25 protein-coding genes are annotated in these 26,243 nt (G+C 69.9%); 9 read left to right on the top strand and 16 right to left on the bottom strand.

The window, feature by feature from the left end; genetic code table 11:
* Positions 1 to 79 precede the first annotated feature (79 nt).
* The 3 genes from ACIBAG_RS17785 to ACIBAG_RS17775 form a co-directional block, all read right to left on the bottom strand.
* Positions 80 to 616, bottom strand: coding sequence for a TetR/AcrR family transcriptional regulator (locus ACIBAG_RS17785; protein WP_399105990.1), 537 nt, complete (start codon positions 614 to 616; stop codon positions 80 to 82).
* On the bottom strand, positions 616 to 936 hold the full coding sequence (locus tag ACIBAG_RS17780; RefSeq protein WP_399105988.1) for a DMT family transporter: 321 nt from the start codon (positions 934 to 936) through the stop codon (positions 616 to 618). Before ACIBAG_RS17780 ends, ACIBAG_RS17785 begins: the two co-directional genes overlap by 1 nt.
* A 70-nt stretch (positions 937 to 1,006) precedes the next feature.
* On the bottom strand, positions 1,007 to 1,837 hold the full coding sequence (locus ACIBAG_RS17775) for an endo alpha-1,4 polygalactosaminidase (RefSeq protein ID WP_399105985.1): 831 nt from the start codon (positions 1,835 to 1,837) through the stop codon (positions 1,007 to 1,009).
* 274 nt (positions 1,838 to 2,111) lie between these two features.
* Between ACIBAG_RS17775 and ACIBAG_RS17770 the strand changes: the two genes are divergently transcribed.
* Positions 2,112 to 2,942, top strand: coding sequence for an AbfB domain-containing protein (locus tag ACIBAG_RS17770; RefSeq protein WP_399105983.1), 831 nt, complete (start codon positions 2,112 to 2,114; stop codon positions 2,940 to 2,942).
* A gap of 70 nt (positions 2,943 to 3,012) precedes the next feature.
* On the opposite strand, the gene ACIBAG_RS17765 is transcribed toward ACIBAG_RS17770, so the two are convergent.
* The 8 genes from ACIBAG_RS17765 to ACIBAG_RS17730 all read right to left on the bottom strand — a co-directional run bounded on the left by ACIBAG_RS17765 (position 3,013) and on the right by ACIBAG_RS17730 (position 9,617).
* Entirely contained in the window at positions 3,013 to 3,345 is a 333-nt protein-coding gene (locus tag ACIBAG_RS17765) for a metal-sulfur cluster assembly factor (RefSeq protein ID WP_208031583.1), read from the bottom strand.
* Positions 3,342 to 3,809, bottom strand: a complete 468-nt coding sequence (gene sufU / locus ACIBAG_RS17760; RefSeq protein ID WP_031477385.1) for a Fe-S cluster assembly sulfur transfer protein SufU — start codon at positions 3,807 to 3,809, stop codon at positions 3,342 to 3,344. The genes ACIBAG_RS17765 and sufU overlap by 4 nt, the downstream gene beginning before the upstream one ends.
* 20 nt (positions 3,810 to 3,829) lie before the next feature.
* Positions 3,830 to 5,086, bottom strand: coding sequence for a cysteine desulfurase (locus ACIBAG_RS17755; RefSeq protein ID WP_399105980.1), 1,257 nt, complete (start codon positions 5,084 to 5,086; stop codon positions 3,830 to 3,832).
* Entirely contained in the window at positions 5,083 to 5,847 is a 765-nt protein-coding gene (sufC, locus tag ACIBAG_RS17750; RefSeq protein ID WP_399105978.1) for a Fe-S cluster assembly ATPase SufC, read from the bottom strand. Before sufC ends, ACIBAG_RS17755 begins: the two co-directional genes overlap by 4 nt.
* A gap of 7 nt (positions 5,848 to 5,854) precedes the next feature.
* Positions 5,855 to 6,175 (bottom strand): non-heme iron oxygenase ferredoxin subunit, encoded by a 321-nt coding sequence (locus ACIBAG_RS17745; RefSeq protein WP_031477388.1) that lies wholly within the window; start codon positions 6,173 to 6,175, stop codon positions 5,855 to 5,857.
* Positions 6,172 to 7,356 (bottom strand): Fe-S cluster assembly protein SufD, encoded by a 1,185-nt coding sequence (gene sufD / locus ACIBAG_RS17740; protein ID WP_399105975.1) that lies wholly within the window; start codon positions 7,354 to 7,356, stop codon positions 6,172 to 6,174. Before sufD ends, ACIBAG_RS17745 begins: the two co-directional genes overlap by 4 nt.
* Before the next feature lie 87 nt (positions 7,357 to 7,443).
* Positions 7,444 to 8,868: a Fe-S cluster assembly protein SufB gene (sufB, locus tag ACIBAG_RS17735; protein ID WP_399105973.1), complete on the bottom strand. Its 1,425-nt coding sequence runs from the start codon at positions 8,866 to 8,868 to the stop codon at positions 7,444 to 7,446.
* The gene (locus ACIBAG_RS17730; protein WP_031477391.1) at positions 8,865 to 9,617 is read right to left on the bottom strand and encodes a metalloregulator ArsR/SmtB family transcription factor; all 753 of its coding nucleotides are present in this window, start codon (positions 9,615 to 9,617) and stop codon (positions 8,865 to 8,867) included. Before ACIBAG_RS17730 ends, sufB begins: the two co-directional genes overlap by 4 nt.
* A gap of 161 nt (positions 9,618 to 9,778) precedes the next feature.
* Here ACIBAG_RS17730 and ACIBAG_RS17725 point away from each other — a divergent pair, with 161 nt between their 5' ends.
* From ACIBAG_RS17725 to ACIBAG_RS17705, 5 genes are all read left to right on the top strand, one after another.
* Positions 9,779 to 10,576: an aminoglycoside N(3)-acetyltransferase gene (locus ACIBAG_RS17725; RefSeq protein WP_399105971.1), complete on the top strand. Its 798-nt coding sequence runs from the start codon at positions 9,779 to 9,781 to the stop codon at positions 10,574 to 10,576.
* Positions 10,577 to 10,621: 45 nt separating this feature from the next.
* Positions 10,622 to 11,545 carry an ABC transporter ATP-binding protein gene (locus ACIBAG_RS17720; protein WP_399105969.1) on the top strand — a complete coding sequence of 308 codons (924 nt, stop codon included), beginning with the start codon at positions 10,622 to 10,624 and terminating at the stop codon, positions 11,543 to 11,545.
* 68 nt (positions 11,546 to 11,613) lie between these two features.
* Positions 11,614 to 12,330: an ABC transporter permease gene (locus tag ACIBAG_RS17715; protein ID WP_399106330.1), complete on the top strand. Its 717-nt coding sequence runs from the start codon at positions 11,614 to 11,616 to the stop codon at positions 12,328 to 12,330.
* A gap of 93 nt (positions 12,331 to 12,423) precedes the next feature.
* Positions 12,424 to 14,517, top strand: a complete 2,094-nt coding sequence (locus ACIBAG_RS17710; protein ID WP_399105967.1) for a glycogen debranching N-terminal domain-containing protein — start codon at positions 12,424 to 12,426, stop codon at positions 14,515 to 14,517.
* A 4-nt stretch (positions 14,518 to 14,521) separates the two neighbouring features.
* Positions 14,522 to 15,307 carry a hypothetical protein gene (locus tag ACIBAG_RS17705; protein ID WP_399105965.1) on the top strand — a complete coding sequence of 262 codons (786 nt, stop codon included), beginning with the start codon at positions 14,522 to 14,524 and terminating at the stop codon, positions 15,305 to 15,307.
* Here ACIBAG_RS17705 and ACIBAG_RS17700 read toward each other — a convergent pair.
* Positions 15,256 to 16,419: a glycosyltransferase family 4 protein gene (locus ACIBAG_RS17700; RefSeq protein WP_399105962.1), complete on the bottom strand. Its 1,164-nt coding sequence runs from the start codon at positions 16,417 to 16,419 to the stop codon at positions 15,256 to 15,258. The genes ACIBAG_RS17705 and ACIBAG_RS17700 overlap by 52 nt on opposite strands.
* A 251-nt stretch (positions 16,420 to 16,670) precedes the next feature.
* Between ACIBAG_RS17700 and ACIBAG_RS17695 the strand changes: the two genes are divergently transcribed.
* Together ACIBAG_RS17695 and ACIBAG_RS17690 are read left to right on the top strand one after the other, a co-directional pair.
* Positions 16,671 to 19,412 (top strand): tetratricopeptide repeat protein, encoded by a 2,742-nt coding sequence (locus ACIBAG_RS17695; protein WP_399105960.1) that lies wholly within the window; start codon positions 16,671 to 16,673, stop codon positions 19,410 to 19,412.
* Between the two features lie 95 nt (positions 19,413 to 19,507).
* A complete protein-coding gene (locus ACIBAG_RS17690; protein WP_399105958.1) occupies positions 19,508 to 20,521 on the top strand; it encodes a heme A synthase in 1,014 nt (337 codons plus the stop codon).
* On the opposite strand, the gene ACIBAG_RS17685 is transcribed toward ACIBAG_RS17690, so the two are convergent.
* The 4 genes from ACIBAG_RS17685 to ACIBAG_RS17670 all read right to left on the bottom strand — a co-directional run bounded on the left by ACIBAG_RS17685 (position 20,476) and on the right by ACIBAG_RS17670 (position 23,791).
* Positions 20,476 to 21,213 (bottom strand): nucleotidyltransferase, encoded by a 738-nt coding sequence (locus ACIBAG_RS17685; RefSeq protein WP_399105956.1) that lies wholly within the window; start codon positions 21,211 to 21,213, stop codon positions 20,476 to 20,478. The genes ACIBAG_RS17690 and ACIBAG_RS17685 overlap by 46 nt on opposite strands.
* Positions 21,214 to 21,251: 38 nt before the next feature.
* The gene (locus ACIBAG_RS17680; RefSeq protein ID WP_399105954.1) at positions 21,252 to 22,358 is read right to left on the bottom strand and encodes an amidohydrolase family protein; all 1,107 of its coding nucleotides are present in this window, start codon (positions 22,356 to 22,358) and stop codon (positions 21,252 to 21,254) included.
* Positions 22,359 to 22,442: 84 nt separating this feature from the next.
* Positions 22,443 to 22,733 (bottom strand): hypothetical protein, encoded by a 291-nt coding sequence (locus ACIBAG_RS17675; protein WP_399105952.1) that lies wholly within the window; start codon positions 22,731 to 22,733, stop codon positions 22,443 to 22,445.
* 89 nt (positions 22,734 to 22,822) lie between these two features.
* Positions 22,823 to 23,791: a heme o synthase gene (locus tag ACIBAG_RS17670; RefSeq protein ID WP_399105950.1), complete on the bottom strand. Its 969-nt coding sequence runs from the start codon at positions 23,789 to 23,791 to the stop codon at positions 22,823 to 22,825.
* Between the two features lie 362 nt (positions 23,792 to 24,153).
* Between ACIBAG_RS17670 and tkt the strand changes: the two genes are divergently transcribed.
* On the top strand, positions 24,154 to 26,241 hold the full coding sequence (tkt, locus tag ACIBAG_RS17665) for a transketolase (protein WP_399105947.1): 2,088 nt from the start codon (positions 24,154 to 24,156) through the stop codon (positions 26,239 to 26,241).
* Positions 26,242 to 26,243: the final 2 nt, after the last annotated feature.

Below are 26,243 nucleotides of genomic sequence, written 5' to 3'. Positions count from 1 at the left end.
GTCTCACGTGCCGGGCGGTACGTACCTGGCCCGGGCCTGTGTCGACCCCTGCCCGTGCCCACTCCTGCGTCTGTGTCCGTCAGGGGATGACCCTGGCCAGCACCTCCCGTACGTAGGCCTCGTCGTAGGTGCCACCGGCGAGCAGTACCTGAAGGCAGATCCCGTCCATCACCGCCACCAGTGCTCGCGCCGTGACGGCGTCAGTACGGCGGGACAGCCGGTCGGCGAGATCGCGTGCCCACTCGTCGGCGACCGGGCGGAGGGCGGGGCGGCGCAGGGCGGCGAGGTAGAGCTCGTACTCGAGCTCGACGCCCGTGCGGTCCCCGGCGAGCCACTCGCCCATCCAGCCCGCGAGTTCGGCCGCCAGGTCGGTCTCCGGGTCCTCAAGGCCGCCGCGCGAGGCGATCACCTTGGCGAAGCCCTCGTTGGCCTGGCGCAGGGCGGCGACCAGCAGATCGTCGAGGGTCTTGAAGTGGTACGTCGTGGAGCCGAGCGGCACATCGGCCTCGGCGGCGACGGTGCGATGGCTCAGCCCCGCGATGCCCTTCTCCCCGACGACCCGGATCGCCGCGTCGATGATCCGCTGACGTCGCTCGGGGTCGTAGCGCCGGGCCATCAGTGCGCGCCTCCCAGGTTCAGCACCACGACGCCGACGATGATCAGCGCGATGCCGACGGCCTTGGTGGCCGTCATCCCCTCCCCCAGGAACAGGATCCCGATGGTGGCGATGGCCGCGGTGCCGACGCCGGCCCAGATCGCGTAGGCCGTGCCCACGGAGACGGTCCTCAGCGTCTGGGCGAGCAACGCGAAGGAGACGACGTATCCGAGTGCCGTCAGCAGCGAAGGCCACAGCCTGCTGAAGCCGTCGCTGTACTTCATGGCGGTCGTGGCGGTCACCTCGGCCGCTATGGCTCCGGCGAGCAGCAGGTATCCCATGTGTACGAGCGTACACAACGTTGCGTACGCCCGTACACATGAGTGTCGGCCACAGGGGTGCCGGCCCGGGTCAGCAGGTGCGGCGGCGGTACCCGCTCTCCCCCGCCTTGACGACGTCCAGGTCACGCAGGACCACCGACAGCCGGTCGCCCCAGCCGGCGCAGGCCGCGGCGAGGCCGTCCGCGCGGTACTCGATGACCAAGACCCGGTCGTCGTAGGCGTCCGCGTAGGCCCCGCACTCGTCGTACTGCCCGCACTCCTCGGCGACCGCGAAGTCGAAGCCGAGACGGCGTCCCTGCTGTGCCATGCCGGCGGCGTTCTTCTGGCCGATGGCCAGACCGGCCGCGTGCGCCCGGGCGGCGAGCAGTTTGCCGAAGGCCAGGTCGTCGGCGGCGGTCAGCAACCCGTCGGACCGCTCGTTGGAGTCGAGGTTGTCGGCCTCGATCGCCTGGAAGCCCGCCTCGGCGCAGCCGTCGATCCACTTCCCGACGATCCCGGCGAGCCGTTCCCGCTTGGCGGCCGTGGAGATGTCCAGGAGGGCCTCGTCCCAGTCCTCGTCGACGACGAGCGCACCGTCGTCGTCCCGGAGCAGCAGGTCGGGGTGGTGGTCCTCCCACCAGCTCTCGGCGTCCGGCTGGGCCTGGAAGGCGTTGACGTAGCAGATGTTGTAGACCCCCGGCGCGGGTTTCGCGGTGCGGTCGCGGGAGACGGCGCGTACGCCTGTCGGCGGCGGGTAGGCGCCGCCGATCTGGTAGTCGAAGGCGACCCCCGGCTCGGGCAGTTCCACCTTCTTCGGGTCGGTGCCCTCGTCGTCGGACGCCGCAGTGCATCCGCCCGCGGCCATGGCGAGGGCACCGCACAGTGCCGCGGCCGCGAGTGCTCGGCGGAGGGCTTGGGGCATGCGGTGGGCCATGGTCTGAGGGCTCCTGTCGGTGCGTGATCTTCGACGCTGCCCGGCCATGATGCCCTGCCGCGAGCCCTCCCCTGCCCACGGCCGGGGGCCGTCGGCGCCGAACACAGCGTGCCCTTCAGGCGGTTGAGGCATCGATGTGGATACGGCTGGTACCAAAGGGCTGCTTGGAAACCAGTGGTTCCACTAGTGTCGTTCACTGTTCACATACCGGGCCTTCGCAGCCGCGGTCGTCACCCCATGACGCCGCTGGGGGGAACAGCGCATGCCAGAAAACAAGTCCCAGCCGTCTCAGGACCAACCCTGGGAGAACGGCTGGGCCCCGGACACCTCACGGGCGCCGGGGACGCGCCGCCTGTGGCTGGCGGGCGGGATGGCGGTGGCCACGATCATCGCCTGCTTCACGGCGATCGCCGTGTCGGACAAGGAATATGACGCCGAGCCATACTCCGCGTCGCCCTCCACCGAGGCGACGACGCTCCCCGGCCTGATCTCCTTCGCCACCCCTTCGGAGACGACTCCTCCCAAGGGCAAGAGCGGCCTGTCGACCGACCTGCCGACCACCGAGGCACCCGACCGACAGCACGCCGGCACGCCCAAGCCCGCGCCGGAGCCGTCCAAGTCGCCTTCCGACGAGGGCAGTCCACCGGCTCCCGCCCCGAAGCCGCCGGCCACCGTCACCTGGCGTTCGGTCCGTTCGGTCAACTACTCCGACCGCTACTGGCACGTGAGCGACGGCTACGTGAGGCTGGACCCGGTCCGCGGTCCGGAATCCCGCGAGGACTCGACCTTCAAGCAGGTCAAAGGCCTGGCCAACAGCTCCTGTTACTCCTTCGCCACGCACGACGGCAAGTACCTGCGCCACCGCAACTTCGCCCTGCGCGCCGAACGCAACGACGCCTCGCGTCTCTTCGCACAGGACGCCACCTTCTGCTCCCGCGGCTCCGGCTACTCCGGCGCGACCATGCTTGAGTCGGTCAATTACCCGGGCTACTTCCTGCGCCACCGCAACTTCGTGGTCCGCCTCGAACGCTTCGAGTACAGCTCCCAGTATGCGGCGGACTCGTCGTTCCACCTGGTGGGCGGGCCGGCCTGAACACAGGAAAGCGGCGGCACCCGGCAGGTGCCGCCGCTTTCCCCACGAGCGGGAAGCTCGGACTGGGAGCTCAGACGTTGAACCCCAGCGCCCGAAGCTGCTCACGGCCGTCGTCCGTGATCTTGTCCGGGCCCCACGGCGGCATCCAGACCCAGTTGATGCGCAGCTCGTTGACGAGGCCGTCCGTGGCGGACTTGGCCTGGTCCTCGATGACGTCCGTCAGGGGGCAGGCCGCCGACGTCAGGGTCATGTCGACCGTGGCCACGTTCGAGTCGTCGATGTGGATGCCGTAGATCAGGCCGAGGTTGACGACGTCGATGCCCAGCTCGGGGTCGACGACGTCCATCAGGGCCTCGCGGAGCTCCTCCTCCGAGGCCGGCTTCATCTCCACGGTGTCACTCATGCCGTCTTCCTTTCGGCGTCGGCTCCGCCCAGGGCCTGGGCCGTCGCGTCCTTCCACGCCATCCAGCTGAGGAGGGCGCACTTGACCCGGGCCGGGTACTTGGAGACCCCGGCGAACGCGACCGCGTCCTCCAGGACCTCCTCCATCGCGTCGTCGGGCTCGATCTTCCCCTTGGACTGCATCAGCTCCAGGAAGGTCTCCTGGATCTTCTGCGCGTCCGTGAGTTCCTTGCCGACCAGCAGGTCGTTCAGCACGGACGCCGAGGCCTGGCTGATCGAACAGCCCTGGCCCTCATAGGAGACGTCCTCGATCGTCGTGCCGTCGTACTTCACACGCAGGGTGATCTCGTCGCCGCACGTCGGGTTCACGTGGTGCACCTCGGCGTCGCCATCCCGCAAGCCCCGCCCGTGCGGGTTCTTGTAGTGGTCCAGGATGACTTCCTGGTACATCGAATCCAGCTTCATGCGTCGCTCGTCCCGTCCCGTCAGCCGAAGAAGTTCCGGACGTGCTCCAGGCCGTCCACCAGAGCGTCGATCTCGGCCGGCGTGGAGTACAGATAGAACGACGCTCGCGTGGTCGCAGGAATTCCGTAGCGCAGGCAGACGGGGCGGGCGCAGTGGTGGCCGACCCGGACCGCGATGCCCTGCTCGTCGAGAACCTGGCCCACGTCGTGCGGGTGGATGTCGCCAAGGGTGAAGGAGATCGCGGCGCCCCGGTCCTCGGCCGTGGTCGGGCCGATGATCCTGAGGTCCGGGACCTCCGCCAGGCGCTTCACCGCGTACTCCGTGAGCGCGTGCTCATGGGCGAGGATCTTGTCCATGCCGATCGAGTTGAGGTAGTCGATCGCCGCGCCCAGGCCGACCGCCTGCGCGATCGGGGGCGTGCCCGCCTCGAACTTGTGCGGTGCGGGAGCGTACGTCGACGAGTGCATCGACACCGTCTCGATCATCTCGCCGCCGCCCAGGAACGGAGGCAGGTCCTCCAGCAGCTCCTGGCGGCCCCACAGGACGCCGATGCCGGTCGGGCCGCACATCTTGTGGCCGGTGAAGGCCACGAAGTCGGCCTGGAGCGACTGCACGTCCAGCGGCATGTGCGGCGCCGCCTGGGAGGCGTCGATGCACACCAGCGCGCCGACCTCCTGCGCACGGCGCACTATCGCCTCGACCGGGTTGACCGTGCCCAGGATGTTGGACACCAGCACGAAGGAGACGATCTTCGTCTTCTCCGTGATGATCTCGTCGATGTTGGACAGGTCGAGGCGGCCGTCGTCCGTGAGACCGAACCACTTCAGCTTCGCGCCCGTGCGCTGCGCGAGCAGCTGCCACGGGACGATGTTGGAGTGGTGCTCCATCTCCGTGATGACGATCTCGGTGTCCGAGTCCACCCGGTAGGGCTCGTCGGCCCAGCCGAGCATGTTCGCCACGAGGTTGAGCGATTCGGAGGCGTTCTTGGTGAAGATCACCTCGTCGCGGCTGGGCGCGTTGATGAACTCCGCGACCTTGTCGCGCGCGCCCTCGTACAGCGCCGTGGCCTCCTCGGCGAGCACATGCACACCGCGGTGGACGTTGGCGTTGTAGCGCTCGTAGTACTCGCTCAGGGCGTCCAGTACCTGGCGCGGCTTCTGCGAGGTCGCCGCGTTGTCCAGGTACACGAGCTTCTGCCCGTCGTGGACCAGCCGGTCCAGGATGGGGAAGTCCTTGCGGATCGCCTCGGTGTCGAGGAGGCCCGGCATCTGCGTCACTCGGATGCGCCACCCTTCGTGTATGCCTCGTAGCCCTCGGCCTCCAGCTTGTCGGCGAGCTCGGGGCCGCCGGACTCGGCGATGCGGCCGGCCGCGAAGACGTGGACGTGGTCGGGCTTGATGTAGCGCAGGATGCGCGTGTAGTGCGTGATCAGCAGGGTGCCGACCTCGCCGGTCTCGCGGACGCGGTTGACGCCCTCGGAGACGACGCGCAGGGCGTCGACGTCCAGGCCGGAGTCGGTCTCGTCGAGGATCGCGATCTTCGGCTTGAGCAGCTCGAGCTGAAGGATCTCGTGGCGCTTCTTCTCACCGCCGGAGAAGCCCTCGTTGACGTTGCGCTCGGCGAAGGACGGGTCCATGTTGAGGCGCTCCATGGCCTCCTTGACCTCCTTCACCCAGGTGCGCAGCTTCGGGGCCTCGCCGCGGATGGCGGTGGCGGAGGTGCGCAGGAAGTTGGAGACCGAGACGCCGGGGACCTCGACCGGGTACTGCATCGCCAGGAACAGGCCGGCGCGGGCGCGCTCGTCGACGGACATCTCCAGGACGTCCTCGCCGTCGAGAGTGACGGTGCCGCCGGTGATCGTGTACTTCGGGTGACCCGCGAGCGAGTAGGCGAGGGTCGACTTGCCCGAGCCGTTGGGGCCCATGATGGCGTGCGTCTCGCCCTGCTTCACGGTGAGGTCGACGCCCTTGAGGATTTCCTTCGTGGCGTTGTCGGCCTCGACGGTGACGCGCAGGTCTCGGATTTCAAGCGTTGCCATGGGTGCCTCAGGACTCCTGGTTGAGGGAGACGAGAACGTCGTCCCCTTCGATCTTTACGGGGTATACGGGGACGGGGCGCGTCGCGGGAAGGCCGGACGGCTTGCCGGTTCGGAGGTCGAAGCTGGAGCCGTGCAGCCAGCACTCGATCTGGCAGTCCTCCACCTCGCCCTCGGAGAGCGAGACGTTCGCGTGGGAGCAGATGTCGTGGATGGCGAACACCTCGCCCTCGGTACGGACGACCGAGACCGGCGTGCCGTCGAGTTCCACCCGCTTCGGGGTGTCCTCCTCCAGCTCGCTCAGCCCACAGGCGCGTACGAACGTGGTCATGCGACCGACGCCTCCAGCTCCTCTTCGATCCTGGCGATGAGGCGCTCTTCGATGTCCTCGATGCCGATCTGCTGGACCAGCTCGGCGAAGAAGCCGCGCACGACGAGGCGACGGGCCTCGTGCTCCGGGATGCCGCGGGCCATCAGGTAGAAGAGCTGCTCGTCGTCGAAGCGGCCGGTCGCGGAGGCGTGGCCGGCGCCGACGATCTCGCCGGTCTCGATCTCCAGGTTCGGCACCGAGTCGACCCGGGCGCCGTCCGTCAGGACGAGGTTCCGGTTCATCTCGTACGTGTCCGTGCCCTCGGCCTTGGCCTCGATCAGCACGTCACCGATCCACACGGCGTGCGCGTCGTCGCCCTGGAGCGCGCCCTTGTAGACGACGTTCGACTTGCAGTGCGGGGTGTTGTGGGTGACCAGCAGGCGGTGCTCCTGGTGCTGCCCGGCGTCGGTGAAGTACAGACCGAACAGCTCGGCCTCGCCGCCGGTGCCGGCGTACGTCACGCGCGGGTGCAGTCGTACGACGTCACCGCCGAAGGTGACGACGACGGACTTGAAGGACGCGTCCCGGCCGACCAGCGCGTTGTGCTGGGCGACGTGAACGGCCTTGTCGTCCCAGTCCTGGACCGACACGACGGTCAGCTTGGCGCCGTCGCCCAGGATGTAGTCGACGTTGGCGGCGAGCACGGCGTCACCGGTGTGGTCGATGACGACGACGGCCTCGGCGAAGGCGCCCAGCTCGATGACCTGGTGGGCGAAGGCGGTCCCGCCCTCGCCGTGCACGGCGACGCGGATCGGCTCGGTGAGGACCGTCTCCTTGGGGACGGTGATCACGCCGGCCTTCTCGAACGCGGAGTACGCCTGGGCGGCGACGCGGTCCACGGGGGTGCCCGCCTTGCCGAGCCGCGCGTCGTCACGGCCGACGGCCTCGACGGTGACGCCCTCGGGGGCCTCGACCTCGACCTTCAGGCCCTCGCCGGTGGCGACGGCGGTGCCGTCGTGCAGCCCGCGCAGGCGCTCCAGCGGGGTGAACCGCCACTCCTCCTCGCGGCCGTGCGGGACCGGGAAGTCCGCCACGTCGAAGGACGGGGGCGCGCTCATGCGCGAGACGACGGTCGATTCCGCGGCGACCGCGATCGAGCCGGCGGTGGTGGAGCCCACCGGGATGTTCTGAGCCTCAGCCATGGCTGTCGGTCTGCTCTCTTTCCTACGTTTGCGATCTTCGGCCCGCCCCGGGGGCGGGCCGCCTGCTGCTGAACCGGATGGCGGGTCTTAGCCGACCGCGCCTTCCATCTGCAGCTCGATCAGCCGGTTGAGCTCAAGGGCGTACTCCATCGGCAGCTCCTTGGCGATCGGCTCGACGAAGCCGCGCACGATCATCGCCATCGCCTCGTCCTCGGAGAGACCGCGGCTCATCAGGTAGAAGAGCTGGTCCTCGGAGACCTTGGAGACGGTCGCCTCGTGGCCCATGGAGACGTCGTCCTCGCGGACGTCGACGTACGGGTAGGTGTCCGACCGGGAGATGGTGTCGACGAGCAGAGCGTCACAGAGCACGTTGGACTTCGCACCCGGAGCGCCCTCGCCGATCTCGATCAGACCGCGGTAGGAGGTGCGGCCACCGCCACGCGCCACGGACTTCGAGACGATGTTGGACGACGTGTTCGGCGCCATGTGGACCATCTTCGCGCCGGCGTCCTGGTGCTGGCCCTCGCCCGCGAAGGCGATGGACAGGGTCTCGCCCTTGGCGTGCTCGCCCATCAGGTAGACGGCCGGGTACTTCATCGTCACCTTGGAGCCGATGTTGCCGTCGATCCACTCCATGGTCGCGCCCTCGTAGGCGACGGCGCGCTTGGTGACCAGGTTGTAGACGTTGTTCGACCAGTTCTGGATGGTCGTGTAGCGGCAGCGGGCGTTCTTCTTGACGATGATCTCGACGACCGCGCTGTGCAGCGAGTCCGACTTGTAGATCGGGGCGGTGCAGCCCTCGACGTAGTGCACGTAGGCACCCTCGTCGACGATGATCAGGGTCCGCTCGAACTGGCCCATGTTCTCCGTGTTGATACGGAAGTAGGCCTGGAGCGGGATCTCGACGTGCACGCCCTTCGGCACGTAGATGAAGGAGCCACCCGACCACACCGCGGTGTTCAGCGCGGCGAACTTGTTGTCACCGGCTGGGATGACGGTCCCGAAGTACTCCTTGAAGAGCTCCGGGTGCTCCTTCAGCGCGGTGTCGGTGTCCAGGAAGATGACGCCCTGCTCCTCCAGGTCCTCGCGGATCTGGTGGTAGACGACCTCCGACTCGTACTGGGCGGCGACACCGGCGACGAGGCGCTGCTTCTCGGCCTCCGGGATGCCCAGCTTGTCGTAGGTGTTCTTGATGTCCTCGGGCAGGTCCTCCCAGGACTCCGCCTGCTTCTCCGTGGAGCGCACGAAGTACTTGATGTTGTCGAAGTCGATGCCCGACAGGTCCGAGCCCCAGTTCGGCATGGGCTTCTTCTCGAAGAGCTTCAGGCCCTTGAGACGGAGCTTGGTCATCCACTCCGGCTCCGACTTCTTGTCGGAGATGTCGCGGACGACAGCCTCGCTCAGACCGCGCTTCGCAGCGGCACCGGCCTCGTCGGAGTCCGCCCAGCCGTATTCGTACTTGCCCAGGCCCTCGAGCTCAGGGTGGGCAGTCTCCTCGATGGGGAGAGTCATGCGGGGTTCCTCCCGGCCGTGCTTGCAGATGCGTTATGTGAGGTGTGGGAAATCTTCGGGATGAACGTCGTGCAGACGCCGTCGCCGTGCGCGATGGTCGCCAGTCGCTGGACGTGCGTTCCGAGCAGTTCGGCGAAGATCTCCGTCTCCGCCTCGCACAGCTGCGGGAACTGCTCCGCGACATGGGCGACCGGGCAGTGGTGCTGGCAGAGCTGCTCGCCTTTTTGAGGGAGGGGTGCGCTGCGCGCCGTTGCAGCGTACCCGTCTGCGCTCAGGGCCTTGGCCAGGGCTTCGGTCCGCTGGTCCGGGGTGGCCGCCTCGATCGCCTTGCGGTACGCGCTCGCCTGGGAGGCGATCCGGGCGCGGGCGAAGGCGGCGACCGCCTCCTGCCCGCCCTCGCGCTCGGCGATCCACTTCAGGGCGTCCGCGGCGAGCTTGTCGTAGGACTGGTCGAAGGCGTCGCGGCCGCAGTCGGTGAGCGCGAAGACCTTGGCGGGACGGCCACGCGTGCGCGTGCCGTACACCCGCTGCTCCCGGGCCTCCACGACATCGTCGGCGACCAGCGCGTCCAGATGCCTGCGTACGGCGGCCTGGGTCAGCCCCAGCCGGCCGGCCAGCTCGGCGACGGTCGACGGCCCGTGGTCCAGGATGGATCGCGCGACCCGGTTGCGCGTGGAGCGCTCCCCGGTCGCGAGCTCCTCCTGAGGGGTTCCCATGGGGGTCTCCCGAGCCTCGCCGACGTTTTTCACAACGCCATTGTTGCGTAATTCCTCAGGACCGGGCAAGCCGCGTCCGGGCGCCTCGACGGTGCGCTGCGTCACTTAGGCATACCTAATCTGACCTGCGGAAACGATCTTTGATCGATCAATTCGGTGGCGTCACGAGGCTCCCTCCGGGACACTCCCGAAGCATGTCGACACCGCCTCCGACCGGCCCTCTTGTCACTCGGGAGACCCTCGCCGCACAACTGCGCGAGCTCGGCGTCCGCAGCGGCGAGACCCTCCTCGTGCACTCCTCCCTCAGCTCTCTCGGCTGGGTCTGCGGAGGAGCCGTCGCGGTGGTCAGGGGACTGCTCGACGCCCTCGGCCCGGACGGCACGCTCGTCGTCCCCACCCAGTCCGCCGACCTCTCGGACCCTGCCGACTGGAGCAATCCGCCGGTACCCGAGGAGTGGTGGGAGACGATCCGGGCCACGATGCCCGGCTACGACCCCCTGACCACACCCACGCGCGGGATGGGCGTGATCCCGGAGACCGTACGGACCTGGCCGGGCGCCCTGCGCAGCGCGCATCCCCAGGCGTCGTTCGCCGCCGTCGGCTCTCGCGCGGCACAGGTGACCGCCGGTCACGCCCTCGACTGCAGCCTCGGCGAACACAGCCCGCTGGCACGGCTGGAGGAACTCCACGCGCGCGTGCTGCTCCTCGGCGCCGGCTACGACTCGTGCACCGGCTTTCACCTCGCCGAGTACCGGATACCGTCGCCGCTGGTGAAGTCGGGCCGACCGGGGCCCTCGGGCTGGGAGGTGGTGACCGAGGTGTCGATCACCTCCGACCGGTTCGACGAGCTGGGCCACGACTTCGAGCGGGACCGCCCCGTCGTCCGCGGCAAGGTGGGCGCGGCCGACGTACGGCTGTTCCCGCTGGCGGACGCGGTGGCGTACGCGGAGCGATGGCTTCCGGTGCACAGGTCCCGCGAGGACGAGATCTGAACCCGCCCGCAGCGGACCCGGCCCGCGTACCTAGACTCTGGAGCCATGCGAACTGAGCCCGTGGTCCAGGTCCAGGCCCTGGTGAAGCGGTACGGCACGAAGACCGCGGTGAACGGCCTCGACCTGGTGGCCCGGGCGGGCGTGACCGCCGTGCTCGGCCCCAATGGCGCGGGCAAGACGACGACGGTCGAGACCTGCGAGGGATACCGCAGGCCGGACTCCGGCTCGGTGCGCGTCCTGGGCCTCGACCCGGTGCGACAGTCCGGCGAGCTGCGGCCCCGCATCGGTGTGATGCTCCAGTCCGGCGGCGTCTACTCCGGCGCGCGGGCCGACGAGATGCTGCGGCACGTGGCGAAGCTGCACGCCCACCCCTTGGACGTCGACGCGCTCATCGAGAGGCTCGGCCTCGGCAGCTGCGGGCGGACCACCTACCGCCGTCTCTCCGGCGGCCAGCAGCAGCGGCTCGCGCTCGCCATGGCCGTCGTCGGCCGCCCCGAGCTGGTGTTCCTGGACGAGCCGACGGCCGGGCTCGACCCGCAGGCCCGCCGGGCCACCTGGGACCTGGTCCGGGACCTGCGCGCCGACGGCGTCTCCGTGATCCTCACGACGCACTACATGGACGAGGCCGAGCAGCTGGCCGACGACGTCGCGATCATCGACGGGGGCCGGGTCATCGCCCAGGGCTCCCCCGAGGAGCTGTGCCGCGGCGGCGCCGAGAACACCCTGCGCTTCACCGGCCGCCCCGGCCTGGACGTGGGGTCCCTGCTGAAGGCCCTGCCCGCCGACTGCACGGCCGCGGAACTGACGCCGGGCTCGTACCGGGTCGTCGGCAAGGTCGACCCGCAGCTGCTCGCGACGGTGACGTCGTGGTGTGCGCAGCACGGGGTGATGCCGGAGAGGATCTCGGTGGAACGGCACACCCTGGAAGACGTGTTCCTTGAGCTCACCGGTAAGGAGCTGCGCTCGTGACCGCCGTCGGTACAGGTACAGGTACAGGCTCGTACGCCCCGAAGCCGGGCGCCGCCCCGCTCCCCCGCATGATCGCGGCCCAGGCGGCGCTGGAGACGAAGATGCTGCTGCGCAACGGCGAGCAGCTCCTGCTGACCGTGGTGATCCCCACCCTGCTGCTGGTCCTCTTCAGCTCGGTGGACATCGTCGACACGGGCGCCGGCGAGGCCGTCGACTTCCTCGCCCCCGGCATCCTCGCGCTCGCCGTGATGTCGACGGCGTTCACGGGGCAGGCGATCGCCACGGGCTTCGAGCGGCGGTACGGCGTACTGAAGCGGCTCGCCTCCTCGCCGCTGCCCCGCTGGGGCCTGATGACGGCGAAGACGGTGTCGGTGCTGGTCACCGAGGTGCTCCAGATCTCCCTGCTGACGGTGATCGCCTTCGCGCTGGGCTGGTCGCCGCACGGGAATCCGGCAGCCGTGCTCCTCCTGCTGATTCTGGGAACGGCCGCCTTCTCGGGTCTGGGCCTGCTGATGGCCGGCACCCTCAAGGCCGAGGCCACCCTGGCCGCCGCCAACCTGGTCTTCCTGCTGCTGCTCGTCGGCGGCGGGGTGATCGTGCCGCTGGACAAGTTCCCGGCGGGCGCGCAGGACGTGCTGGGCCTGCTGCCGATCTCGGCGCTGTCGGACGGGTTGCGGGATGTGTTGCAGCACGGGGCCGGGATGCCTTGGGGTGACCTGGGGATCCTGGCCGTGTGGGCGGTCGTGGGGCTGGCCGCGGCGGGGAGGTTCTTCCGCTGGGAGTGAGCACGGCGTGACGCACCGGCGTACGCCGCGTGAGTGACGTTCGTACGGAGTGGGAAGAGACGCTCCGTGTATGAGTCCGCGGATTCGCCGAGTGTGCGTGCTCTGCAACCACTGCTCCACGACGTGGTGATGTGCGTCGCGGCCCCGGCCTTCGCCGCCTCTCCCAGGGACGGGCAGCTGCGTGGCCGCAGCGCGGAGGGGTTCTACGGGCACGACCGCAGACTGCTGCACACGGCGTGCCTGCTGATCGACGGGTGTGAACCCGAACCGATCGGCGTGCAGCCGCTGGGGCCCGACCGGGTGCGGTTCACTTCGGTGCACCGCTACCCCAGAGACCGCACGAGCGACCCGACGGTGATCATCGAGCGGGTGCGCACCGCCGGCGGGGGCGAGAGCATCCTTCTGCGCAACGTCGGCACCGTCGCACGCCGATTACATGTGGAACTGGCCCTGGCGACCGACCTCGCGGACATCGCGGACGTGAAGCGGGGGCGGACGGGCACGACCGTGCGCTGCTCCACCGCTGCCCACGTCCCGGGACTGGACTGGCGGTCCCGTACGGGCCGCGCGCAGGTCCGTGTGACGGAGCCGGGTCCGGTCCCGGAGGTCACCGACGGCCCGGAAGGCGGCACGCTCACCTGGCCCCGTGTGCTGCTGCGTCCCGGCGAGAGCCGGCAGATCCGGCTGACCGTGTCGGGGAGCGCGGTCCCCGACCCGCCCGGCCACCCCCGCGCCCCTGCCTCGCCCGCGCCCTGGTCCGAGCCCGTCGTGCACGGCGACCGCCGACTGGTGGCGCTGGTGCGCCAGGGCCTCGGCGATCTGAGCGCCCTGCGCCTGGCGGACCCGGAGCGCACCGATCCCGACGGTCCCGAGGACCAGTTCATCGCAGCGGGCTGCCCCTGGTATCTGACCCTCTTCGGGCGCGACTCCATCTGGGCGGCCCGGATGATGCTGCCGCTCGGCACCGGCCTGGCCCGCGGCACACTGTGGGCGCTGGCCCGCCGCCAGGGCACGGCCCACGACGTCTTCCGCGAGGAGGCACCCGGCCGCATCCTGCACGAACTGCGCCCGGCGGACGTCGACCACGGCAACGGCCTGCGCCTGCCCTCGCGCTACTACGGTTCGGTCGACGCCACCCCGCTGTTCGTGACCCTTCTGGTGGAGGCCTGGCACTGGGGTCTGCCGGACGCGGACGTGGACGCACTGCTGCCGTACGCGGAGCGCGCGATGGAGTGGGTGGTGCGGACCAGCGCCGCCGACGAGGACGGGCTCCTGCGCTACTACCCCCGCGCGGGCGGTCTGCGCCACCAGTCCTGGAAGGACAGCGAGGACGCGGTGCGCGACGCGGCGGGGCGCCGGATCGAGCCGCCGCTGGCGCTGTGCGAGGTCCAGGGGTACGCCTATCAGGCGGCAAGCGGACTTGCCGGGCTGCTGGCGGCCCGCGGGCGCCCCGAGACGGCCGAACGGCTGGCCGCCTGGGCGCGCGCGCTGCGCAAACGCTTTGCGGACACGTTCTGGCTGCCGTCGCCGCAGGGCCCGGCCCCGCGCTATGTGGCGATCGCCGTCGGCCGGGGACTCGAGCCGGTCAGCGGGCCGGCGTCCAACATGGGCCAGCTGCTGTCCACCGGCATCCTGGACGAGGCGGGCTGCCGCGACGTCGCGGCCTGGCTGGCCTGCGCCGAGCTGAACTCCGGCTGGGGTCTGCGCAGTCGGTCCGCCGCGCTGCCCGGCTTCAACCCGCTGAGCTACCACGGCGGTTCGGTATGGACCCACGACACGGCGATCGCCATCCAGGGACTGTGCGCGGCGGGGTGCACGGCGGAGGTCTCCGCCCTGACGGAGGGGCTGCTGGAGGCGGCGGCGCACTTCGACTACCGCATGCCGGAGCTGTACGGCGGGGACAGCCGCACCGAGGGGTCTCCGGCACCGCTCGCCTATCCGGCGGCGTGCCGGCCGCAGGGGTGGTCGGCGGCGTCCGGCGTGGCGGTGCTGTCTGCGCTGCTCGGTCTGGCGCCGGACGCGTCCCGCCGGGTGCTGCGCGTGCGGCCGACGTTCCTCGCACCGCTCCGGGTGCAGAGGCTGCGGCTCGCCGGACGGGAGTTCGAGGTGCGAGTCGGCGGACCCGGCGCACAGGTCGTCGTCCGGGGCCTGCCGGACGGCTGGAGCGTCGACACGGGAGGGGTGTGACGGCATGGGTCCGGACGCCGCGGCGATGGCCTCCAAGTTCTCCTTCTACTCGGCCGTGCTGGCGGCGAGCGTGCTGGCTCCCGGGCTCTGTCTCGTCACGACCGGGGTCATCGCCCTGCTCCAGCTGCGGCACCCCGATCAGATGTGGGCCTTCGTGGTGGCGCAGACCAGGGACCTCTCGACGCCGCTGGCCATCGTGGTCGGGCTGAACTTCCTCTCGCTCAGCTTCATCGTGGGCTATCTGTTCCGCGAGCTCTCCTTCTGGCTGGTCGGCCTTCTGGAGCGGATCCCCCGTTTCGCCGCACTCGACGCTCCCGAACTGCTCGGGCGGCTCGAGGCGATCTGTGGCCGGCAGGCCCTCGACGACTGCCTGCGCGCCCACCCCCTGCTCGCCTACTACCTCAGCAGCCCCGCCCCGGCCCGGCACGGGACGGGCAGGGTCCACGGGGGCGGTCATCGGGAGAACCGGGGACTGCTCGCCTTCGAATACTGCAAGCGGCGGCTGCGGCTGGAGTCCCCCGCGCTGGCGGTGGACAACACCGAGGCCGAGGTCAACATCCTCGCCTCGTGCCTGTTTCCGGTGCTGTTCGTGACGGCCGAAGTCATCTGGATCGGCGAGCTCCCGGTCACCGTCGACATCCTCGCCGCCGTGGGGTCCGTGGGCGCCTGGCTCGGCATCCTCATGTCCCTCCACCGGCTGCGCCGGACCGAGCGGATCGCCGCCGTGACCAATCTGGTCTACAGCAAGACGGTGCTCCCGCCGCTGTCGCCCGGACCGGCGCCGAGCTGATCGAGATACTCCCCGATCATCGGCCGCACATAGTGCTTCTCCAGGTCGAAGTGCTCCATGACGTGTTCACGGGCCCTGCGGCCCACCGTCTGCGCGAGCCCGGGGCTGTCGAGCAGCAGGGCGATGCGGTCGGCCAGTTTGTGCACGTTCCGGTCGGGGACGAGGTAGCCCATCTCACCGTCGTACTCGATGCCTTCGTCGAGGCCGCCCATGCGGGTCACCACAACCGGTCTGGCGGCGCACATCGCCTCCAGGGGCGCGAGTCCCATCGGCTCGTCGAAGACCGATGGATAGATGACGACCGAGGCCTCCTCGTAGAGGTCCCTCATCTCGTCGACCTGGGCTTCCACGAATTCGACGTGATCCTCGATCTCCAATTTCACGATCAGTTGTTGCAATTCCTCGCGGAATCCGTCCTTTTCGTGGTGGAAGTCGACCGTGTTCTTTGTCTCGGTGAGCACCAGGTGCGGCCGCACCGAGGTCATGTGGTTCCTGATGATGTGGTGGACCGCCTCGACGGCCAGCAAGGCCCCCTTGTTGGGGATCAGCCGAGCGGGCAGCAGCACCCGCCCGGGTCGCTGCCGGCCGCCGGACACCGGCACGTCCTGGTAGGTGTTGGTGTCCACCCCCAGATAGCGGCGCTCCGGATCGACGTCGATCTCACGGGCGCACGCTCTCCGCAGGAAGTCGGAGACCGCGTAGTGCCGGTGCCAGCCGCGGCAGGCCCGGGCGGCGGGGTTCGCGGGCCGTTCGTGCCACACGCTGTGGTAGGTGTGGACCAGCCGCAGGTCCAGTTCCTTGCGAAGACTGTTGAGCGCACGGGCGGGACGGTCGGAGAAATGGTGCAGGTTGTGGCCGTGCACCAGCCGGATTCCCGCCCTCCCCCGCGCGGGATCCGGGCTCAGCTCCTTGCTGAACCACGTCCTCAGCGATGGTTCACCGGGCGGCCTGCGACGATGCGCAGAGAGATCCAGGTCGGAGTGGTAGAGAACGCTGATCCCGGCATGGCGGGGAATGGCGGCTTCCGGCGTTCCGGTGAAGACCGTCACGTCGATGTCCCGGGCCGCGAGCAGTCTCGAGTAGTCCCACAGATGCGTCTCGACCCCGCCCACACATGGGGGAAACGACCAGTGCACCAGTCCCACATGCAGCCGGCCCCCGACCCTCCGACCACTTTCCTCTTCGTCCACACCACGCCTCCGAAAAGCGAACCCGGGAAGCGCAGATCGTAGCCACAGATTCCGGCGAACGTATCAGGGAAGGACAGGGTTGCCACCCACGACGATGGGAAATCCACCATACTGCGGGAAGAGGCTCGAACAATCCTGCAATCAGGGGGAATTGCCGGACGGGGGTGGTCACCTTGGCGGCATCCGGGACCAGCGAGCGGGGCGAGACCGGGCGCAGGAGACTGCTCGCCGGCCTGTACACCGCGACGGGTGCGGGCGCCTGCGTCCTGCCGATCGTCGCCGACCACACCCAGGGACCCGTCTTCTGGGCCGTCGTCACGGTGACGGGCCTGCTCGGCGGTGCGTCCGCATTCGTCACCCGGCACTCGGTGGGAAGGCGCACCCGGTCCCACGAGTTACCGAGCCCGCCGTACGTTCCCCCTCCCAACCTGCCGGCGCTCTCCCGGTACTTCACCGGCCGTCAAGGCGAACTGAAGCACGTAGAGGAGCAGTTACGCCCCCCGGCATCCGACGGTGAACACCCCGCCACCGGCGTGCGCGCCTGCGTCCTGCACGGCACCGGCGGCGTGGGCAAGACTCAGCTGGCCGTGGCGTACGCCCGACGGCATCTGGACTCGCACACCCTGACCTGGTGGCTCCCCGCCTCCAGCCCCGAGCGGCTGCGGGTCATGCTGCTGGAGCTCGCCGCCTGTGTCCGCGTGCCCGGCCACGAGAGCGAGAACGTGGTCCTGTCCGGCCTGTGGGGCTGGCTGCGCGACAACCCGGGCTGGCTGCTGGTGTACGACAATGTCCAGCGGCAGAGCGATCGCCCGGGGGCCCGCGGGGACGGCACACAGGAGCTGATGCCGCTTCTGCCGCCGGGCGGTAACGGTGAAGTGCTGATCACCACGCAACTGCGCGAAGGCTGGTCGGGGCTGTGCCCGGAGCCCATCGAGGTGGCGGGGCTCGGCCCGCACGACGGGCTGACGTTCCTGCGCCGACGCATCGGCGCCCCCGAGACGGCCCGCGACGACGAGCAACTGACCCTGCTGGGCACCCAGTTGGGCTGGGTGCCGCTCGACCTGGAGACGGCCGGGGCCTACATCGACCGCGAGGAGATCACGGTCGAGGAATACCTGCGTCAGCTGCCCGAACAACCCATCGAGACCGGCTTCGAGACGCTCGTCCTGGCGATCGAACGCATCCGGCAGAGCGCACCGGAAGCCGAGGACCTGCTGCGCCTGTGCTCCTTCCTGGCGTCCGAGGACGTCCCCCGGGCCACCCTGTTCCAGCACAGCGCCATGCTCCCGGCCGGGCTGCGGCGCGCCATGGAGAACGAGCGCGCCTTCAACCGTATGGTGCTCCGGCTCGTCGACCACTCGTTGCTGACCCGCAACGGCGACGGACGCACGGGACTGGAGACCTACGGAATTCATCCTCGCGTGCGACAGTTCATCCGCAGCCGAATGGACGCGTCCGCCCGGCTGGAGTGGTCCCAGTCAGCGGTGCGGCTGGTCGAGGCGGCCTTCCCCGTCTCCCCCGAACAACTGGACTCCCGTTATGCGTGCGAGCGTCTGATGCCGCATGCGGACACGGTGATCACGGAGGCCGTCTGGGCCGCCGACGCCGAGGGAGACGGCGAGTACGGGGCGGCCCAGGATCCCGACGCGCTGGTGCGGTTGCTGCACCGCGTGGGTGTCTACCAGGAGGGGCGCTGCAACTGGGTGCGTGCCCTGACCTTCTTCGAGCGGGAGGCGGAGCTGCGCGGTCTGCGCCCCGAACCCGACGGCGGGGACGCCCTGGGCCGTGCGACCGCGCTTCTCGCCGTCGCACGTCAGCACTATCTGCTGGCCGATCTCGACCTCGCGGAATCCGAGTGCCGCAAGGCGCTGGACCAGTGCCGTGATCGCTCGGGCGATGCCGCGTTCCTGGAACTCGAGGCCCAGTGCCACCGCCAGATGGGCGGCATTCTGCGCGAGCGCATCCGCTTCGACGAGGCGCTGGAGGCCGTCCAGAGGGCCATGAAGATCTACCGGAGCCGCGGCACGGAAGCGGCGAGCCTGGACTGGGCGGTGGCCGAGCAGGAGGTGGGCATGATCCACCGCAACGCCGGACGGCTCTCGGCCGCGCTCGAGTCGTACGACCGCGCCGCCCTGCTCATCCCCTTCTGCGGCAGTCAGGAGCCGAAGGAGCACACGGTGTTCCGCGCGATGCTCCGGCGCGACACGGGAATCGTCGCGCAGGACCGGGGAGACCTCGTCAGGGCGGAGGCGGAGCTGGCCGAGGCGCTCGCCGTGTTCCGCGCGTTCCGTGGCCACGAGGACTTCGAGACCTCGCAGGTCGCCAAGTTCCTGGCCGACGTGCACCGGCGCCAGGGCGAGGAACTGCGGGCCCGTGCCCGTTCGACGCTGCATCCGATGCGCCGGCTGGAGTTGAACCGCGCGGCACGGGCCCGGCTGGCCGGCGCGGAAGAACTGCTCGGTCCCGTCCTGGCACTGCACCACAAGCGCCGCGCGGCGGAGGCCCACAAGTACGCCGCCTGCCTGAACAAGCTGGGTTCCCTGCAGCACGCCCTGGGCCGGGCACAGCAGGCCCGGCGCACCCTGCGCGACGCGGAGGCGATCTACAAGGAGCGGTACGGCGAGGATCACCACTACCGGGCCAAGACCCTCTCGCGGCTCGCGCCCGTGCTGATCTCCCTCGGCCGGCGGGAGGAGGCGGCCTCGGTGCTCACCGATGCCGAAGCGATCTTCCGTGCCCGTTTGGGAGAGGACCACCCCTGCCTGGTGGCCGTGTACGAGCGACTGGCCGCATGTACGACGGACCCGCTCAGGGCCGCCGACTTCCGCGACCGGGCCCGGCGCATCGCCGTCGCGCTGTGGGACGGCGCCGAACCGCCGGCGGGCCGCCCGGTGGCCGATCCGGCACCGTCGTGACGTTCACCACGCCGCCCCGGAGAATGCGCTGCGTGCACGGTGGCTCTGCCACCCTCGTGAAAGCGTGCACAAGCGGCCCGCCTACGATAGGGCGCGTGCCAAAGCTGACCCGCGCCGACGCCGTAGCGGCCGTGCGCAACCCCCTCGCCTTCATCGCCGCACGCTGGACCCCGACTCCGAGGACGGTCCAGCGGGCGGCTCTCGCCGCGCTCGTGATGTCGGTGATCATCGTGGTCACCGGCGGTGCGGTACGCCTCACCGGGTCCGGGCTGGGCTGTCCGACCTGGCCCAAGTGCACCGACGACTCGCTCACCGCCACCAGCGAGATGGGCCTGCACGGCGCCATCGAGTTCGGCAACCGCATGCTGACGTACGTGCTGTGCGCCGCGGTCGGCTGGGCGATCATCGCCGCGCGCTCCGAGAAGCCGTACCGGCGCAGTCTGACCCGCCTGGGGTGGGCGCAGTTCTGGATCGTCATGAGCAACGCGGTGCTCGGCGGCATCGTCGTCCTCGTGGGCCTCAACCCGTACACGGTCGCGGCCCACTTCGTGGCGACGTCGGCGCTCATCGCGGTCGCGACGGTGATGTGGCAGCGCGCCCGGGAGGGCGACGCGGCGCCGCGGCCGCTGGTCGGCAAGGCGGTCCAGCAGCTGGTGTGGTTCCTGGTCGCGGCCTCGGTGCTGCTGATCCTGGTCGGCACGGTGGTCACCGGCGCGGGTCCGCACGCGGGTGACTCCAGCGAGGTCGAGCGGATGCCGGTGAACTGGGAGAACGTCACCAAACTGCACGCCGTACTGGCCTGGATCGTGGTCACGCTGACGTTCGCCCTGTGGTTCGTCCTCAAGGCGGTCGACGCCCCCAAGGGCCCTCTGAACCGCACCCGCGACCTGTTCCTGATCCTTCTCGCGCAGGGCGGCATCGGCTACGTCCAGTACTTCACGGACCTGCCTGAGCTCCTGGTCGGCCTGCACATGTTCGGCTCGGCCCTGGTGTGGATCGCGACCCTGCGGGTGTTGCTTGCGCTGCGGGAGCGGCCCGAGGTGGCGGTGCCGGATCTGCCTGTTCAGACGTACGACGCCACGAGCGCGTCGATCGCCGGCCCCAGGTAGTCCCGCGTCAGCCCGGCCCTGCGCGCCGCCCACTCCCCGGTCGGCGCCGCCGCGTCTTCGTAGCGGCGCCTGCGGATGTCCTCGACGACCTCGACGGGTGCCCCGAGGCCGGGCAGCAGGTCCAGCGCCTCGCGCTTGGAGATCAGCCGCCCCTCGCGCGCGGTGACACTCGCCCGGGCGAAGGTGATCAGCCCCAGTCCGACCCACACGTCCCGGGTCCACAGCGAGGCGTCGTCGACGGCCGGTCGCCAGAAATCCCGCTGGTCGCGTACGACGAAGTCGCCGAGCTCCCGGTCGGTCACCGGCGGCAGCAGGCCGACCGGGGCCTTCCCGTGCAGCACACGTCCGAAGGCGTGCAGTTCGCGCCGGGTCACCGGGGTGACCGGCCGTTTGAACAGTTGCTCGTGCGCCCAGGTGAGGTGGCGCCGGCCGGTGTCGTCCACCGCGTCCGGCGTCAGGTACGTGCAGTGCAGCCGCGCGGCGAGCGGCTCGGCCCGCAGCCGGGCGTGAAGCCTGGCGAGCCTCCAGATGGTGCGGGACGTGAGCGGGCCGTCCAGTACGGCGATCAGATCGAGGTCGCTGCGGCCCTCCTGGTAGTCACCGCCGGCGAGCGAGCCGTGCGCCCACACGGCGAGCGGGGTGAGCGGCGTCAGGCCGGTGACAAAACGGTCGAGTAACACCTCGGTCTGCATCACCCCAGTCTGTACAGGACGCGGTAGGCAGTAAACCGTCACTCCAGCCCGTACACCCTGCGGGCGTTCCCCGCCGCCACCATCCCCGCCACCCTTTGCGCATCCGCCAGCGACCAAGCACCCTCGGCGACCCAGCCCCCGAGCACCCTTGCGAGGGCCTCGCGGAAGAGTCCCGCGCCCACCACGTGCAGTTCGGGCAGGCCCTGTGCGCCGCTGGAGAAGAGGATCTTGCCGAAGGGGGCGAGTTCCAGGATCTCGGCGAGGATCGTCGCGGCGCGGGCGCCCGTGCGGATGAGGGCGGCGCCGGAGTCGGCGTAGACGTGCGGGAAGAAGCCGGCCAGGTGGGCGGCGTGCCGGTGGTAGGGGTAGCCGTGCAGCAGGATCAGGTCGGTGCCGAGGCCGGCCGTGGCGCGGACGAAGTCCGTGAGCAGCACCGGGTCCGTACGGTCGATACGCACGCCCGGCTCCCCGAGCCCCGCGTGCAGTTGGAGCGGCCGTCCCGACGCCACCGCGATCCACAGCAGATGCCGTAGCAGGACCGGGTCGGTCAGCTCCCCGCCCACCCTGCGCCCCGCCAGCCAGCGGCCCGCGGCGCCCCGTACCTCTCCCGGCCCCGGCGGCTCGGGCGCGAGCGCGAGTCCGTGCCGCACGCCGGCGACGGAGGTGAAGGCCACGGCGCCCGCCGCCGCGCCATGCACCGATTCGGCGAGGTTGGCGAGGAAGGACTCGACGGTGCCGGAGGTGTCGGCGACCTGTTCGGCGAGCAGTTCCAGGCGCACGATCTCATGGGCCTGGGCGGAGGCGGCGGAGGCCAGTTCCGTGGGACCGGTGAGGTCGCCGGGCACGCCGGTGTCGATCAGATACGTCGTGATGCCACTGCCGCGCAGCAGGCGCCGGCCCGCCTCCAGTACGCCGAGTTCACGACGCCGGGCGAGATAGCGGGCGGGTGGGCAGTGCGGTTCCAGGCCGAGGAGGGGCGGGCACCAGCGCCGTACGGCGAAACCCGTCTGGGTGTCGAAGAGGGTGGTGCCGGGCGCGGGTGGACCTTCGGTACGGGCCAGCTGGGCCTCGAAGGTGCCGAGGCCCAGTTCCGTCCGCAGTACGCCATGGCAGTACTGGTCCACGAGAGACGGCGTGTCGATCATCCGGGCTCCCCGTGGCTGGACTGCGCTTGCTACAGGTCCTAACGGGTGAACCGGTGACTTGGTGTTGCAGTGAGGGGTGGGCTTTCAGCCGCCGATCTGAATGCCGGCCATCCGCTTCCACTCGTACTCGCCCGTGGTCACCTTCGCCGCGAACTCGCCGTCGAAGGACTCGTGGCGTGTGATCCCGGCCTTCTCCACCGCCTTCTCGGCGGTCTCGTACGACGGTGCCACCAGGTCGCCCCAGCCGCCGTCCTCGCCCACGAGCACGATGCGGGCGCCGCGCTGTCCGAGGTACGCGACCTGGGCCTCGGCGCCGCCGTGGGACTTCGCGAAGGAGTTGATCTGCTTGGCCAGCTTGGCCACCTTGTCTGCCATGGCCAGGATGCTACCGGCGAGTAGATCGAATCGCGACGGGCGGGACGAGTGACCCGTGCCTCAGGGCACCTGCCGCTCGCGCCTGGGCCCTACCGCAGGAACGGGTCCACCGCCACCGCCACGAACAGCAGCGACACATAGGTGATGGACCAGTGGAACAGGCGCATCTCCTTCAGCTTCGCGCCCGTCACCTCGGCCTTGGCGCGGTTCTGCAGCGCGTGCGCCTCCCACAGCCACCAGCCGCCCGCGCCCAGCGCGACCGCCGTGTAGAACCAGCCCGTGTAGCCGAGCGGGGTAAGCAGGAGCGAGACCGCGACCATCACCCAGCTGTAGATGACGATCTGCTTGGCGACGACCTTGTTGGAGGCGATGACCGGGAGCATCGGCACGCCCACGCGCGCGTAGTCGTCCTTCACCTTCATGGACAGCGGCCAGTAGTGGGGCGGCGTCCAGAAGAAGATCACCATGAAGAGGATGAGCGGCGCCCAGGTGAGGGAGTTCGTGACGGCCGTCCAGCCGATCAGCACCGGCATACAGCCCGCGATGCCGCCCCACACGATGTTCTGCGAGGTACGGCGCTTGAGGATCATCGTGTAGACGACGACGTAGAAGAGGAGTGCGCCGAGGGAGAGCCAGGCGCTCAGCCAGTTGACGGTGAACCCGAACAGCAGTGTCGAGACGACCGCCAGCGTGATGCCGAAGGCCAGGCACTCGCGGGGGCTGACCATGCCGGTGACCAGGGGGCGCTGCGAGGTGCGGTCCATGAGCGCGTCGATGTCGCGGTCGAGGTACATGTTCAGCGCGTTGGCGCCACCGGCGGAGAGGTAACCGCCGAGGCAGGTGAGCAGCACCAGACCGAGGTCGGGCACACCCTGCTCGGCCAGGAACATCACCGGAACCGTGGTGATGAGCAGCAGCTCGATGATCCGCGGCTTGGTCAGCGCCACGAACGCCTTGACCCGGGCCCCGATCGGCCGCCGGCTCGGGCTCTGGCTCGTCCCGATAATCCCCGCTGGACGGGATTCAACGGCCGTCACGCACACCCCTGACAGAGACATCCCAGCAAGCCTCCCCGTGTGAAGTCCCGGTAAAGGCTCGCGCGTACCACGCCACTGTAGACGTTGCCCAGACCCGGACATTCGCGGGGGTGGGGTCGTGTTGGAGGGGGTGGTCCGAAGGGCGCGCCGAAGCTCGATTGAGCACCCGGATGAGCGGCTCCGTATTCACATGCCGAATGCGGAACGTACCGGTCGGGAGGCACATCCCGACGACTCCCGGCAGTCTGGAATGACGCGAAAAAACGCACGTACTTCCGGGGGTAGGCTCGACAGCGGCCGGCCGACGCCGAGTACGCCGGCAGCCGGTGGGCGTGTGCCCGTGACACCGGCAACCGACATGTGGAGAGGAGCCCTGACCCAGGGTGAGCACCAAGCCGACCACCACAGACCTCGAGTGGACCGAGTTGGACCAGCGGGCCGTCGACACCGCGCGTGTCCTGGCCGCCGACGCCGTACAGAAGGTCGGCAACGGCCATCCGGGTACGGCGATGAGCCTGGCGCCTGCCGCCTACACCCTCTTCCAGAAGGTGATGCGGCACGACCCCGCGGACGCCGAGTGGGTCGGGCGCGACCGCTTCGTGCTGTCCGCCGGCCACTCGTCCCTGACCCTCTACACCCAGCTGTACCTGGCCGGCTTCGGCCTGGAGCTGGACGACCTGAAGGCGTTCCGGACGTGGGGCTCGAAGACCCCCGGCCACCCGGAGTACGGCCACACCGTGGGCGTGGAGACGACGACCGGCCCGCTGGGCCAGGGTGTCGCCAACGCCGTCGGCATGGCGATGGCCGCCCGCTACGAGCGCGGTCTGTTCGACCCGGAGGCCGCCGAGGGCACCTCCCCCTTCGACCACTTCGTCTACGTCATCGCCGGTGACGGCTGTCTGCAGGAGGGCATCTCCGCGGAGGCGTCCTCGCTGGCCGGCCACCAGAAGCTCGGCAACCTGATCATGCTGTGGGACGACAACCACATCTCGATCGAGGGCGACACCGAGACGGCCGTCTCCGAGGACACCGTCAAGCGCTACGAGGCGTACGGCTGGCACGTGCAGCGGATCGCCCCGAAGCCGGACGGCGACCTCGACCCGCACGCCATCTACAACGCGATCGAGGAAGCGAAGAAGGTGACGGACAAGCCGTCCTTCATCGCCATGCGCTCGATCATCGCCTGGCCCGCCCCGAACGCGCAGAACACCGAGGCCGCCCACGGCTCGGCGCTCGGCGACGAGGAGGTCGCGGCCACCAAGCGCGTCCTCGGCTTCGACCCGGAGCAGTCCTTCGAGGTCTCCGACGAGGTCATCGGCCACACCCGCAAGGCCCTGGAGCGCGGCGCCGAGGCGAAGGCGGAGTGGGAGAAGTCCTTCCAGCTCTGGCGGGACAACAACCCCGAGCGCGCCGCCGAGTTCGACCGCATCAGCAAGGGCGAGCTGCCCACCGGCTGGGAGGAGAAGCTCCCGGTCTTCGAGCCCGGCAAGGGTGTCGCCACCCGTGCCGCGTCCGGCAAGATCCTCCAGGCGCTCGGCGGGGTCATCCCGGAGCTGTGGGGCGGCTCGGCCGACCTGGCCGGCTCCAACAACACCACCATCGACAAGACGTCGTCGTTCCTCCCGGCGGACAACCCGCTGCCGGAGGCGAACCCGTACGGCCGCACGATCCACTTCGGTATCCGCGAGCACTCGATGGCCGCGGAGATGAACGGCATCGCGCTGCACGGCAACACCCGTATCTACGGCGGCACCTTCCTGGTGTTCTCCGACTACATGCGCAACGCCGTACGTCTGTCGGCGCTGATGCACCTGCCGGTGACGTACGTGTGGACGCACGACTCCATCGGTCTGGGTGAGGACGGTCCCACTCACCAGCCGATCGAGCACCTCGCGTCCCTGCGCGCCATCCCCGGTCTCAACGTCGTCCGCCCGGCCGACGCCAACGAGACCGCGATCGCCTGGCGCGAGATCCTCAAGCGCTACACCAAGGAGTTCGGCAAGGGCCGGCCGCACGGGCTCGCGCTGACCCGTCAGGGTGTGCCGACCTACGAGGCCAACGAGGACGCCGCGCGTGGCGGTTACGTGATGTTCGAGGCCGACGGCGGCGAGCCGCAGGTCGTCCTCATCGCGACCGGTTCCGAGGTGCACATCGCCGTCGAGGCGCGCGAGCAGCTCCAGGCCGACGGCGTGCCGACCCGGGTCGTGTCCATGCCGTCCGTGGAGTGGTTCGAGGAGCAGGACCAGGGGTACCGGGACAGCGTTCTGCCGCCGGCCGTCAAGGCGCGGGTCGCCGTCGAGGCGGGCATCGGGCTGACCTGGCACAAGTACGTCGGGGACGCGGGACGCATCGTTTCCCTGGAGCACTTCGGTGCTTCGGCCGACGGCAAGGTCCTTTTCCGGGAGTACGGCTTCACTGCCGAGAACGTGGCGGCCGTCGCGCGGGAATCCCTCGCCGCGGCTCAGCGCTGACG

Source organism: Streptomyces sp. NPDC051243 (assembly GCF_044455405.1).
Lineage (GTDB): Bacteria > Actinomycetota > Actinomycetes > Streptomycetales > Streptomycetaceae > Streptomyces.
Note: the sequence above shows the minus strand (reverse complement) of the source record. Positions and strands in the feature narration are given on the sequence as shown.

Excerpts from the sequence above, each read along its gene's own strand:
- ACIBAG_RS17745 (WP_031477388.1), bottom strand. The coding sequence starts at position 6,175 with ATGACCACGTTCGTACGCGCCTGTGGGCTGAGCGAGCTGGAGGAGGAC.
- ACIBAG_RS17765 (WP_208031583.1), bottom strand. The coding sequence starts at position 3,345 with ATGAGTGACACCGTGGAGATGAAGCCGGCCTCGGAGGAGGAGCTCCGC.
- ACIBAG_RS17715 (WP_399106330.1), top strand. The coding sequence starts at position 11,614 with ATGATCGCGGCCCAGGCGGCGCTGGAGACGAAGATGCTGCTGCGCAAC.
- ACIBAG_RS17785 (WP_399105990.1), bottom strand. The coding sequence starts at position 616 with ATGGCCCGGCGCTACGACCCCGAGCGACGTCAGCGGATCATCGACGCG.
- ACIBAG_RS17770 (WP_399105983.1), top strand. The coding sequence starts at position 2,112 with ATGCCAGAAAACAAGTCCCAGCCGTCTCAGGACCAACCCTGGGAGAAC.
- sufD (WP_399105975.1), bottom strand. The coding sequence starts at position 7,356 with ATGGCTGAGGCTCAGAACATCCCGGTGGGCTCCACCACCGCCGGCTCG.
- ACIBAG_RS17725 (WP_399105971.1), top strand. The coding sequence starts at position 9,779 with ATGTCGACACCGCCTCCGACCGGCCCTCTTGTCACTCGGGAGACCCTC.
- ACIBAG_RS17685 (WP_399105956.1), bottom strand. The coding sequence starts at position 21,213 with ATGCAGACCGAGGTGTTACTCGACCGTTTTGTCACCGGCCTGACGCCG.
- ACIBAG_RS17680 (WP_399105954.1), bottom strand. The coding sequence starts at position 22,358 with ATGATCGACACGCCGTCTCTCGTGGACCAGTACTGCCATGGCGTACTG.
- ACIBAG_RS17675 (WP_399105952.1), bottom strand. The coding sequence starts at position 22,733 with ATGGCAGACAAGGTGGCCAAGCTGGCCAAGCAGATCAACTCCTTCGCG.
- ACIBAG_RS17780 (WP_399105988.1), bottom strand. The coding sequence starts at position 936 with ATGGGATACCTGCTGCTCGCCGGAGCCATAGCGGCCGAGGTGACCGCC.
- ACIBAG_RS17670 (WP_399105950.1), bottom strand. The coding sequence starts at position 23,791 with ATGTCTCTGTCAGGGGTGTGCGTGACGGCCGTTGAATCCCGTCCAGCG.
- ACIBAG_RS17775 (WP_399105985.1), bottom strand. The coding sequence starts at position 1,837 with ATGCCCCAAGCCCTCCGCCGAGCACTCGCGGCCGCGGCACTGTGCGGT.
- sufB (WP_399105973.1), bottom strand. The coding sequence starts at position 8,868 with ATGACTCTCCCCATCGAGGAGACTGCCCACCCTGAGCTCGAGGGCCTG.
- sufU (WP_031477385.1), bottom strand. The coding sequence starts at position 3,809 with ATGAAGCTGGATTCGATGTACCAGGAAGTCATCCTGGACCACTACAAG.
- ACIBAG_RS17705 (WP_399105965.1), top strand. The coding sequence starts at position 14,522 with ATGGGTCCGGACGCCGCGGCGATGGCCTCCAAGTTCTCCTTCTACTCG.
- ACIBAG_RS17720 (WP_399105969.1), top strand. The coding sequence starts at position 10,622 with ATGCGAACTGAGCCCGTGGTCCAGGTCCAGGCCCTGGTGAAGCGGTAC.
- sufC (WP_399105978.1), bottom strand. The coding sequence starts at position 5,847 with ATGGCAACGCTTGAAATCCGAGACCTGCGCGTCACCGTCGAGGCCGAC.